9 protein-coding genes are annotated in these 10,917 nt (G+C 69.3%); 5 read left to right on the plus strand and 4 right to left on the minus strand.

Annotation, left to right across the window (positions count from 1 at the left end):
• Positions 1-51: 51 nt before the first annotated feature.
• Positions 52-1,014, plus strand: a complete 963-nt coding sequence (locus tag ACJ8AN_RS32870) for a hypothetical protein (RefSeq protein ID WP_407759499.1) — start codon at positions 52-54, stop codon at positions 1,012-1,014.
• Between the two features lie 75 nt (positions 1,015-1,089).
• On the opposite strand, the gene ACJ8AN_RS32875 is transcribed toward ACJ8AN_RS32870, so the two are convergent.
• A complete protein-coding gene (locus ACJ8AN_RS32875) occupies positions 1,090-3,300 on the minus strand; it encodes a M4 family metallopeptidase (RefSeq protein WP_407759500.1) in 2,211 nt (736 codons plus the stop codon).
• Positions 3,301-3,498: 198 nt separating this feature from the next.
• On the opposite strand from ACJ8AN_RS32875, the gene ACJ8AN_RS32880 reads away from it, so the two are divergent.
• Entirely contained in the window at positions 3,499-4,806 is a 1,308-nt protein-coding gene (locus tag ACJ8AN_RS32880; RefSeq protein WP_407759501.1) for an AAA family ATPase, read from the plus strand.
• Between the two features lies 1 nt (position 4,807).
• On the opposite strand, the gene ACJ8AN_RS32885 is transcribed toward ACJ8AN_RS32880, so the two are convergent.
• On the minus strand, positions 4,808-5,686 hold the full coding sequence (locus tag ACJ8AN_RS32885; RefSeq protein ID WP_407759502.1) for an alpha-ketoglutarate-dependent dioxygenase AlkB: 879 nt from the start codon (positions 5,684-5,686) through the stop codon (positions 4,808-4,810).
• A gap of 278 nt (positions 5,687-5,964) precedes the next feature.
• On the opposite strand from ACJ8AN_RS32885, the gene ACJ8AN_RS32890 reads away from it, so the two are divergent.
• Both ACJ8AN_RS32890 and ACJ8AN_RS32895 read left to right on the plus strand, forming a co-directional pair.
• Positions 5,965-6,786: a methyltransferase domain-containing protein gene (locus ACJ8AN_RS32890; protein ID WP_407759503.1), complete on the plus strand. Its 822-nt coding sequence runs from the start codon at positions 5,965-5,967 to the stop codon at positions 6,784-6,786.
• Positions 6,787-6,829: 43 nt separating this feature from the next.
• Positions 6,830-7,699, plus strand: a complete 870-nt coding sequence (locus ACJ8AN_RS32895) for a lysophospholipase (protein WP_407759504.1) — start codon at positions 6,830-6,832, stop codon at positions 7,697-7,699.
• A gap of 18 nt (positions 7,700-7,717) precedes the next feature.
• On the opposite strand, the gene ACJ8AN_RS32900 is transcribed toward ACJ8AN_RS32895, so the two are convergent.
• Both ACJ8AN_RS32900 and ACJ8AN_RS32905 read right to left on the minus strand, forming a co-directional pair.
• Complete coding sequence (locus ACJ8AN_RS32900; protein ID WP_407759505.1) at positions 7,718-8,380, minus strand: hypothetical protein; 663 nt, start codon at positions 8,378-8,380, stop codon at positions 7,718-7,720.
• Positions 8,377-8,979 carry an RNA polymerase sigma factor gene (locus ACJ8AN_RS32905; protein WP_407759506.1) on the minus strand — a complete coding sequence of 201 codons (603 nt, stop codon included), beginning with the start codon at positions 8,977-8,979 and terminating at the stop codon, positions 8,377-8,379. Before ACJ8AN_RS32905 ends, ACJ8AN_RS32900 begins: the two co-directional genes overlap by 4 nt.
• A 284-nt stretch (positions 8,980-9,263) precedes the next feature.
• Between ACJ8AN_RS32905 and ACJ8AN_RS32910 the strand changes: the two genes are divergently transcribed.
• On the plus strand, positions 9,264-10,916 hold the full coding sequence (locus ACJ8AN_RS32910) for a SulP family inorganic anion transporter (protein WP_407759507.1): 1,653 nt from the start codon (positions 9,264-9,266) through the stop codon (positions 10,914-10,916).
• Position 10,917: the final 1 nt, after the last annotated feature.

A 10,917-nucleotide genomic window follows, 5' to 3' on the forward strand; every position in this document is an offset into this window, starting at 1 on the left:
GCCGCCGAGCCTCGCTGGTCACCAGGCAGGCGGCCTTCGAGGGACTCGCACGTGCTCACCCGGTATACGGAGTGGAAGAAGCCCACCGACGCGGCCTACGCGTTCCAGCTGCGCGCGCTCGCCCCGGTGCTTCCGGGCGAGGGCACCCGGAGTGACATCCGCGAGGTAGCGCGCGAGGTGCTCGGGGACGGCGAGGCGGCGCGTTTCGAGCAGCGCATCCACCGCTGGAGCGGCCCCGAGGACGTGGTGGGTGAAGCAGGCGAGAAGCCGTACGAGCGCCAGCAGCTCACCTTCGAGGAGCACGCGTGGCGGAGCGCGCTCACCCCGTGCGAGGTGGACTCGGTGATGCGGGGCAACGTCCTCGTGATGCGCGGCCGCGGCGGCCAGGCCGACTACGTGCTGAGAGACCACCACATGCTCGACGTGGCCCTGTACCACTACCGGACGACGGGGGAGCTGCCGCGCCACCTCTTCCACGCGGACCGGCACTCGGACTGGTGCAAAGACAGCTTCCTGGAGGCGCGCGTGCCTCCGCAGGCCGCCACCTGGTGGAGGCTCTTCGAGGGGCTGAAGCGGCCGGAGGACTCGGCGCCGGTGCTCGAGGAGCAGGCCATCTTCTTCACCACCGCCAAGGCCGAAGCGACGGCCACGATGACGGGCCGGGACGTGGGCTTCTCCACGCTCGTGCCCTGGTTCGTGGACACCTCGGAGCTGCACTGGGCCCGGGTGCTCGCCCGGCCCGGCGTGGCGCAGGCGGATTGGGTGTCGTTGGACCTGGACTACTTCCAGCCCGCGCCCCAGCTGCGGCTGAGCGGGGGCCTCGTGAGAGACCCACGCTTCCACGCGATGATGGAGGCCGCGCGGGTGCGTGTCTTCGTGCTCTCGCCCCAGTTCACCAACGGCGGGGACAAGATAGACCCGTGGGAAATCCAGGGCAGCGTCCACTCGTCGCTGCGGCTGCTCAACCTGCTGCGCCAGCTGCCCGGCAACGTGCGGCTCCAGCACGGCGGCTGACACCGGCCCACAAACACGACGGGCGGCCCCCACGAGGAGAGCCGCCCGCCTTTCAAACCCTGAAGCCCGCCGGAACTACGGCTTGGTGTAGTTGACGGTCAGGTTGTACGAGCCCGCGGTGGTGCCGCTCACCAGCACGTACGCGGAGCTCTGGCCCGCGGGCACGGTCAGCGAGCACGACTCGGTGGCGCCGGAGTTGATCGACTTGCAGTCGAACTTGCGGGTGGTGGCCGACGAGCCGAAGCGCACGTACAGGTCGGGGTTGCCCGAGCCCGTCATGCTCACCGAGAGGGTGGTGCCGGCCAGCACGCTGTAGGGGCCGTAGTTGACGGAGCCCTTCTTGGCCACGTTGCCGCTGGCCGTCTCGGTAACGGGCGTGCCCGTGCCGCCGCCGCCGCCACCGCCCGTGCCCGAGTAGGAGCCCTTGAGCGTCACGCCCGAGTAGGCCGAGTAGGCATTGAGCATCACGTACCAGGTGCCCGCCTGCGGGTTGGTGAAGGAGCAGACCTCGGCGTTGCCGGCCTTGTACGGGCGGCAGTCGTAGGTGCTGGAGCTCGGGACGGCGCCGTAGCGCACGTAGAGGTCCGCGTCACCCGTGCCACCGCTGATCTCGAAGGACACGCTCGGCTGACCGGCGGGCACCTCGAGCGAGTAGTACTTCTTGTTGCCGGAGCTGCCCGAGACGTTGCTCACCGCCACGTCGTTGGTGAGCGCGGTGACGACGGGAGGAGGCGGCGGCACGCCCACGGCCTTCCAGGCCTCGGTGACGGCGGCGGCCTCGGCCGAGCCGGTGCCATAGAGCGCCTCGGCGGCCTGCACCGTGTACGTCTTGGCCTGCTCGAAGGTGGTGGAGGCGGTGAAGAGCTCCGAGTTGGCCTTGTAGAAGATGCGGCCGGCCTTCTCGGGGCCGATGGCGGGCACCACGTTGCTCGACTTGCCGCGCGGGTGCGTACCGCCCTTGCTCAGCATCGAGAACACCAGGTTGCTGATGCCCGAGCTGTAGTGCACGTCCTGGCCGCCGTAGTCCGCGTAGAAGTCGAGCGAGGCGCCGTCCTTCGCCGGGTCATCCATGTAGCGGAGCGCGTCGCCCGCGGTGGCCGGCGTCCAGATGTCCTCGCCAATCTTGAAGACGTCCGCGTCCACGGCCCAGTTGCGCGTCCAGCTCTCGCACACGCCGGCGAAGATGTCGGACATGGACTCGTTGAGGCCGCCGGACTCGCCCGAGTAGGTGAGGTTGGACTCGTGCTCGGTGACGGCGTGGGTGAGCTCGTGCGTGGTGACGTCCGAGTCCAGGCCCAGCTCGATGGAGTCGACGCCGTCGCCGTCGCCGTACACCATCTGGGTGCCGTCCCAGTAGGCGTTCACGTAGTTGGTGCTGTAGTGCACCGTGCTGATGAGCGTGGCGCCCGCGTTGTCGAGGGAGTCGCGGCCGAACAGCGTCTGGTAGCAGTTGTACGTCTCGCCGAGCTTGGCGTAGTTGGTGTCGACGTGGTTGTCGCCCGTGGCGGCGCCGCCCTCGGAGCGCTTGAGGGTGCCCGGGGTGGTGCTGGTGTTGTTGGCGCTGTACACCTTGCGGTTGAGCGCGGTGTGGATGCGCGGATTGACGAGCAGGGTGCCACCGCGCTGCGCGTCCACGTAGACGAGGTCATCGGCGGGCATGCCGTCACGCTCGCCCTTCACGCGCACCTCGTAGGCCAGCCGGGGCTCCGGGCTGCCCTCGGAGCGCAGGTAGACGAGCTTCGCGCCGTCCGCGGAAGCGCCACGAGCCGAGGAGCCATCCACGGCCGCCTTCAGCGCGGCCTCGGGGGCCACCTTCGCCTGGGCCGGGGCCGTGGAGCCGTCACGGGCCGAGCCGTTGGCCGCATAGACATTGCCCGCCGCGTCCACGTGCAGCACGAGCTCGCCGCCCACCACGCGCAGGCCGTTCTTCATCTGCTGGAAGCGCAGGTGCCGGTGGCCCTGCTCGTCCACCGAGGTGCGGGCGAGCACCAGGTCGTTCTCGTTGAGCCGGAACACCGGGGCGATGGTGGCGAGCGCCTCGTGCACGTCCACCGAGGAGCGCAGCGCGCCCTGGACCTGGGAGGCCCGGCCGAACTGGCCGCGCACGGCGTAGGGCACCTCGCCCTCGGTGCCCAGCACCTGCGCGCCCTGGATGCGGGCCAGCGCGGACTGGATGTCGGAGTCGTCACCCCGCGCCGCCGGCGCCTCCTCCTGCATCGAGCCACACGCAGCCAGGCTGGCTCCCAGCCACGCCGCGCACAACGTCCTCACGAACCGGTTGCTCACGAAGCACTCCCCTGAAGTTGAGAGTGCTTTCTTGACATACCTGTTACTTGGCCTTCAAGGCGTTGTGGCGATTTTCAGGATTTTTACTCGTTGAGCTGTGTGAACGCGAACGCGCGAGCCACTCTCATGATTTAAGAAAGTCAGACAGCCGATACCGGGGGCGTTGCCCCGCAATGCCAGACGCCGCGGAAGACCCGAATGCCCACCATGCGCTCCATGAAGCTCACGAAGCTCACCATCCACGAGTACCGGGACGTCGCGCCCGGCGCCGAGCTCGTGTTCAGCCCGTCCCTCAACCTGGTGCTCGGCGAGAACGGCACCGGCAGGACGACGCTGTTGGATCTCGTCTCGCGGGTGCTCGCCTCGGACTTCTCCGGGCTCATCCGCGAGGCCTTCTCGCTCGAGTACGCCCTGGACTTCCCCGGCATGGAGCTGCACGTGCGCGTGAGCAACACCCGCGCCGCCGCCGCGAAGCCGCGCGCCTCGCCCGAGGCGTCGGCGCTGCTGCCGCTCCAGGTCCCCGAAGCCGCGGGCAGCGGGCTGGAGCCCTTCATGGAGCTGAGGCTCCGGCTCGATGCGCCCGCGTCCGAGCTGGTGATGCGCGCCGATGCCGTGGGCGTGTCCTGGGAGGTGGAGGGGCGGCCCTTCTGGTCGCAGACCATGCACTGGTCCCTGCTGGACAGGACGGTCTGGGTGGTGCTCTTCATGACGGCCCAGCGGCTCGAGCCCGCGGTGAAGGAGCGGCTCAAGGAGTTGCTGCGCCGCACCTTCCTGATGGCTCCGTCGCGGTTCGACGAGTCGCTCGGGACGTACCAGCAGCTGGGCACCACCCAGTACGCGATGGAGGTGCGCGGCGACGAGGTGTTCCCGCTCGGCCTCATGTCCCTGCCGCGCTGGCTGCCGGGGGTGTTGCGCGAGCGGGCGGACCAGGCGCTCTCCGCCGGCTTCATCGACCTCCGCCATGACGAGCTCGAGCAGGGCTTCCTCGCGCGCTTCGTCTCCCTGGCGGGGTTCGCCTCGGGGCGCTTCCGGGTGGAGCTGCTCCAGCAGCGCAGCTACGAGAACGGTGGGCGCCTGGAGTTCGGCCACTTCGGCCTGAGCTTCACCCGGCGCGACGGCTCGGTGCTGACGCACGAGCAGCTCGGGTACGGGCAGAAGCGGCTGCTGTCCTTCCTCTACTACCTGGACCTCAACGAGGACTTCGTCATCGCCGACGAGCTCGCCAACGGCCTGCACCCCCGGTTCGTCGAGGCCAGCATGCGCGCCCTGGCCCCCCGCCAGTGCTTCCTCACCAGCCAGAACCCGCTGCTCTTCGATCACGTGACGCTCGGCACCACCGGGGAGACGCGCGCCTCGCTCATCCACTGCGCCACCGTGCCGCGCGAGGGCCGCGAGTGGAAGCTCTGGGCCAACCCGGGGCCGGAGACGGCCACGAAGCTGCTGGGCGCGTACCAGCGGGGAGACACGCCGCTGGGCACGCTGCTGCGCACCCACGGCCTGTGGTGAGTCAGCCGCCCGCCTGGCGCTCGCGCTCGAGCTCCGCCCGGAAGAAGGCGCTGTGCTCGGCGAGCTTCTCCATGTAGCCGCGCACGTCCTCGCGAGCCTCGGGGGACAGCCGCGCGAAGGGCGTCACGTGCACGTCCGGCACGTAGCGGAACGTGAGGTTGATGCGCCGCGTCTGGAAGTCCGGCATCTTGGGCGGCAGCAGGTGGCCCTCGCGCGTGTCCACCCGCTGCACCCGGTGGAACGTCTGCTCCTTCCAGCGCGCCCCGCCGAAGAGCTGCAGCGAGCCGTTGTCGAGCCACTGCTCGAGCACCACCTCGTCCCGCTCGCCCGGCCGGCTGGAGGTGACGAACTGGATGAGCGCGCGCTCGCCAAAGGACAGCGAGGCCACCGGCCCCGGCTCGAAGTCCTTGTGCTCGCCCACGCGCGCGGTGTCCACCCAGCGCCCGTCCTCCAGGCGGCTGCCGTAGAAGTTCACCAGGCAGGTGTTGAGGTGCCAGCCCGAGGGCATGTCCGGGCCGCGGAACATCCGCCGCGCCAGCTCCTCCACCTTGTCCACCTGGCGCTGGAGCACCGCCGGGAAGGGCTCGGCCTTCACACACCGGTCCTTCACCCCCTTGGGCGGGCGGTAATAGTCGAGGCAGGCGAACTGCCAGTTGCCCAGCCAGTACACCGGCCGCAACAGCCGCCGCTGCGTCTGTCCCGGCGGCGGGGGGAAGTGCTTCGAGTAGCGCTCCTCCCACAGCGGGTACAGGGAGCCGAGCCAGGCGAGGATTTCCTCGCGGTCCGCGGCCGACAGGAAGCTCGCGTTGTAATGGTGGCCCGGCGTGCGCTGGCGGGCCTTGTGCGCCAGCGAGCGGCCATAGCGGGGAGGAGGAGCCATGATCACCTCCGCACTACCACACCCGGCGGGGCCGCTCGACGAACTCGGTGGCCCCGGGGACCCGGGCGATTGTGAACACTTCCCTACTCCGTGAGCCGGTTGACACCGGGGTGATCCAGAACGGGCCCCTCCGCTCAACGTAGCATCGTGATGCACCGCGGTATCCAAGTGGGGGAGCGCACCCGGAGTGAAGCCGGGGGGGATGGGGGGGGTGGAGCCAGCGGCGAGCTGGTTGCGCCATGAGCCGGGATGCCGCGCGACATCGAGGAGGAGTACCCGTGGGAGAAAGCTCGAACCTTGCCCAGGACTTTCGGAACATCGACCGCTCAGCGGCCTCGACCAAGGCGGTCCGGTTCCTGGACACCGTGAACACCATCCAGCAGGTGCAGGAGATGCAGCGGCTGAGCCACCGCCTGCTCGGAGCGTGCGAGGGCGCCCGTGTCCTGGATGTCGGCTGTGGGTTGGGCGATGTCGCCCGGGAGCTCGGTGCCATGGTGGGCAAGAGCGGCCAGGTGACGGGCATCGACCTGAGCGAGAACATGGTGAGCGAGGCCCGCCGCCGCACGGAGGGCACGGGGCTCAACATCGACTACCGCCAGGGAGACGTGCACCGCCTGGAGTTCCCCTCGAACACCTTCGACGGCAGCCGCGCCTCGCGCGTCTTCATCTACCTGGAGGATCCCCTCCAGGCGCTCAGCGAAATGTTGCGGGTCACACGGCCGGGCGGCTCGGTGGTGTTCTTCGAGGTGGAGCTGGACAGCTGGGTGCTGGACGGGCCCAACCCGTCCATGGTGCGCAGGCTCATCCACTACTGGGCCGATCAGCTCAAGAATCCGTGGATCTGCCGGAGGATTCCGGGCCTGTTCCGCTCCCTGGGTGTGAGCGAGCTGTCCATCAACCCCGTGGTCGGCACCTGGGTGTTCAGCATGCTGGAGACGTTCGGCGTCTACCCGGTGCTGGAGAAGGCCATCCTGGAGGGCGTGGCGACGCGGGGTGAGGTGGACGAGTGGCTCCACTTCATGAAGGAGGCCGACCGCACCGGGAGCTTCTACGGCTCGATGTCGGGCATGGTCATCCGGGGCATCAAGCCGGTGTCTTGAGGGCCCATCCCGCGCGGTCCCACTCTCGCCTAAGATGGCGGCAATGCTGATGGAGCACGAGGAAGAGACCGTCGAGAGCACGGGGGGGCTGAAGCTGTACTACCAGGCGTGGCATCCCCCGGGAGAGCCGCGCACGGTGGTGGCCATCGTCCACGGCATCGGCGAGCACAGTGGCCGGTTCAAGAACATCGTCGAGCACCTGGTCGCCCGGGGCCACGCGGTGTACGCGTTGGACCTGCGGGGGCATGGGCGCTCGCCGGGCCAGCGCGGACACCTGATGGCGTGGGCGGAGTACCGCGAGGACGTGCGGGCCTTCGTCGAGAAGGTCTCCGCCCGGGAGCAGGGCCGTCCGCTCTTCCTCTATGGCCACAGCATGGGCGGGCTCATCGTGGCGGACTACGTGCTGCGCCACCCCGAGGGCCTGAGCGGAACCATCATCAGCGCCCCCCCGTTCGAGTCCGTGGGCGTGGCGACGCCGCTGCTGGTGCTCTCGGCGCGGCTCCTCTCGCGCCTGTGGCCGACCTTCTCGCTCGACGTGCCCCTGGACGCCACGTCCCTGAGCCGGGACGCCGCGACGGTGTCCCACTACCTGGAGGATCCGCTGGTGCACCGCAAGTGCTCGGCGCGCTGGGCGGTGGAGGCCATCGACGCCAACCTGTGGGTGCAGGCCCATGCCGCGGACCTGCGCCTGCCCCTGCTGATGCTCCATGGCGAGGCGGATCGCATCAACACCGCCGCCGGCACGCGCCGCTTCTTCGAGTCCGTGACCTTCCCGGACAAGGAGCTGTACGTGGTGCCGGGCGGCTACCACGAGCCCCACACCGAGCCCGGCCACGAGCAGGTGCTGCAGCGGGTGGACGACTACCTGCTGGCGCACGTGCCGGTGCGGGCCCCCCAGCGCAGCTCGGCCTGAGCCGGGCGGCGGCCCGCGCTAGTGGTCCGCGACGACGACGAAGCGCTCGTGCACCTGGCGGTTCTCCGAGGAGTGCGAGACGCGGAACTCGTACCGCCCGGGCTTGTCGATGCGCACGCGCAGCGGCGTGGCGGACGCGCCGGTGTCGGCGGTGAACTGGTGGGTGCAGCGCCCCGCCTCGCAGCCCACGAGCTGGAGCGAGGACAGCTGCCCGGAGTACGCATGGAGGTCCACCCCGGCGGGGGCCTCCAGGCGGACCGTGGCGGGCTCACCGGAGTGCACGTCCCGGCTCCAGGGAAGCTCCAGCCAGCCGGAGCCCTCCCCCGGCAGCCGCAGGGAGAACTCGCGCGAGGGCAGGAACTGGCTCTCCACCCGCGAGGCGCCCTGCAGGGCGTCCAGTCCATCCACCTGCACCGCCAGGACGAGCAGCACGCTGGCCAGGGCCGCGCCGAGCACCATGCGGGCCTGGGCGTGATGGGCGTGCGTGCGCGCGAGGAATGCCCGCCAGCGGGGAACGGGCGGGGACGCCGGGCGAGCGGCCTGGGTGGCCTCGGCCTCCCGGAGCGCGGCGTGGAGGCGGTAGCGCAGCCCCACCGAGGGCCGCTCGTGGCGCAGCGCCGTGAGGGCGGAGCGGGCCTCCTCGGGCAGGGGGGGAAGGTTCCCGCGATCGTTCGAGCTCATGGACGGCCTCCAGCACTGAGCACCTGGGTCTGCTCCTCCACCCGGGACCTGAAGCACTGCCCGAGCTGGGCCCGTCCCCGGAAGTGGCGGCTCTTCACCGTGCCCACCGGAATGCCGAGGGCCTCCGACACCTCCTCGTACCCCAGCTCCTCGACATCACACAGGAGCACCACCATGCGGAACTTCTCGGGCAGGGTGTGCAGGCAGTGCATGAGCAGCTCCGCCTCCTCCGAGTGACACACCTGGGCCTCGGGATCCGGCTGCTGCGTGCCGCCGGTGAAGAGCGTGCCGAGCACCGACGTGGCGCCCTCGAGCACGGAGTCCAGCAGCGAGCGGCGCCGGGCCACCGCGCGCCGGCTCTCGAGGAACTGGTTGCGCGTAATGCCGCACAGCCAGCCGAAGAAGGAGCCGCGCTGCTGATAGCTGTCGCGATGGAGGTAGGCACGTACCAGGGAATCCTGAAGCAAGTCCTCCGCCTCCTGTTTGTCGCGACACAATGTCAGACAGAAACGGTGTAGCCGGGGCAACACGCGCTCCACCTCCGCTTCGAAGCGCGCCCGGGCATCTCCCGTCTCCGATGTCGTCACAACGTCATCCATGAGATGGAATGACCCACACCCCGGTTCCCTAATTTCGCTTCGCGTCATCTCGAATCCAGAGGTGTCCCTTGCCTGCTCTCCTACCAACCGGACAATGCGCCAGGCTGTCGAATGCCAGACACGAAGGGCTTGACTGTCTTCACGCCTGGTAACCAGCCAAACCTCGAAAACATCCCAGGAAAGAGAACGCGGGAACCGGAACGCGGCTCATCCCATCCTCCTGGATTCGTAAGGCGGACCTCGCGCGTGGAAAGCGGGAGGGCCGCGTGAATCCAGGAGGTTTGATGTCCATGCAGTCGCATCCGTCCACGTCTTCTCATCGTGCTGCCCCCGAGGGCCGCTCCACCTGGAAGAGCGACGTCGTCTCCGGCTTCCTCGTCTTCCTCATCGCCCTGCCCCTGTGTCTGGGCATCGCCATGGCGAGCGGCTTTCCGCCCGTGGCGGGCATCCTCACCGCGGTGATTGGCGGCGTGGTGTCCTCGTGGCTGGGCAGCGCCCGGCTGACCATCAAGGGGCCGGCCGCGGGGCTGATCGTCATCGCGCTCGGCGCGGTGACGGAGCTGGGAGGGGGCGACAACTCGCTCGGCTACCGGCGGGCGCTGGCCACCATCGTGGTGGCGGCGGTGATCCAGATCCTCTTCGCGGTGCTGCGCACGGGGAAGCTGGGGGACTTCTTCCCCTCCTCGGTGGTGCACGGAATGCTCGCGGCCATCGGCGTCATCATCTGCTCCAAGCAGATGCACACGCTGCTGGGGGTGGCGCCCAAGGCGAAGAATCCGCTGCCGCTGCTCGCGGAGATTCCGCACAGCGTGGCGACGATGAACCCGGAGATCGCCCTCATCGGCGTGGTCAGCCTGGTGCTGCTCTTCGGCCACGCGGCGCTCTCCAAGCGGGTGGCGCTGCTCAAGCGCGTGCCGGGGCCGCTGCTGGTGCTGCTCTTCGCGGTGCCCATGGGCCTGTACTTCGACCTGGACCACGAGCACACCATCAGCTTCTCGCGGGACATGTTCACGGTGGGCCCGAAGTTCCTCGTGAACCTGCCGGGCAACCTGATGTCGGCCATCACCTTCCCGGACTTCTCCGCCGTCTTCTCCAGCGTCTCCCTCAAGTACATCACCATGTTCGCGCTGGTGGGCAGCATCGAGTCGCTGCTGAGCGCCAAGGCCGTGGACATGCTGGACCCGGAGAAGCGCCGCTCGGACCTGGACAAGGATCTGCTCGCCACGGGCACCGGCAACCTCATCGCGGGACTGCTCGGCGGCCTGCCGATGATTTCCGAGATCGTCCGCAGCTCGGCCAACATCGGCTACGGGGCGAGGAGCCGGCTGTCCAACTTCTTCCACGGCCTGTTCCTGCTGCTGTTCGTGGCGGGCGCGCCCATGCTCATCCACCGCATTCCGCTGGCCGCCCTGGCCGCCATGCTCATCTTCACGGGCGTGCGGCTGGCCTCGCCCCGGGAGTTCGTGAAGACGTTCCGCATCGGCGCCGAGCAACTGCTCATCTTCTCCTTCACGCTGGGCGTGACGCTGGCCACGGACCTGTTGGTGGGCGTGGCCTCGGGCATCGTGCTGAAGGTGGTGGTGCACCTGATCAACGGCGCGCCGCTGGTGGGGCTCTTCCGGCCGAAGATCGAAGAGCACCGGGTGGGAGGCCAGGTGGTGCTGCGCGTGCGGCACGCGGCCGTCTTCACCAACTTCCTCAAGCTCAAGAAGCAACTGGCGCGCCACGCCGAGGCCCGGCACGTCGAGGTGGACCTGACGGAGGCGAAGCTGGTGGACCACACGGTGATGGAGCGGTTGCACGAGCTGGAGGGCGAGTTCTCCCGCGAGGGCCGCCACCTGAGCATCCGCGGGCTGGAGCAGCACCGCAGCCTCTCCGCGCATCCGCTGTCCGCGCGCAAGAAGGGCGCCAAGAGCACCCTCGGACTCTCCTCCTGAG

Origin of the sequence: Archangium sp., from assembly GCF_045802675.1 — a bacterium.
Taxonomy (GTDB): domain Bacteria; phylum Myxococcota; class Myxococcia; order Myxococcales; family Myxococcaceae; genus Archangium.

What these genes read in the sequence shown, in the direction of transcription:
- ACJ8AN_RS32885 (WP_407759502.1), bottom strand. Translation starts at nt 5,686, where the DNA reads ATGGCTCCTCCTCCCCGCTATGGCCGCTCGCTGGCGCACAAGGCCCGC.
- ACJ8AN_RS32910 (WP_407759507.1), top strand. Translation starts at nt 9,264, where the DNA reads ATGTCCATGCAGTCGCATCCGTCCACGTCTTCTCATCGTGCTGCCCCC.
- ACJ8AN_RS32880 (WP_407759501.1), top strand. Translation starts at nt 3,499, where the DNA reads ATGCCCACCATGCGCTCCATGAAGCTCACGAAGCTCACCATCCACGAG.
- ACJ8AN_RS32905 (WP_407759506.1), bottom strand. Translation starts at nt 8,979, where the DNA reads ATGGATGACGTTGTGACGACATCGGAGACGGGAGATGCCCGGGCGCGC.
- ACJ8AN_RS32895 (WP_407759504.1), top strand. Translation starts at nt 6,830, where the DNA reads ATGCTGATGGAGCACGAGGAAGAGACCGTCGAGAGCACGGGGGGGCTG.
- ACJ8AN_RS32900 (WP_407759505.1), bottom strand. Translation starts at nt 8,380, where the DNA reads ATGAGCTCGAACGATCGCGGGAACCTTCCCCCCCTGCCCGAGGAGGCC.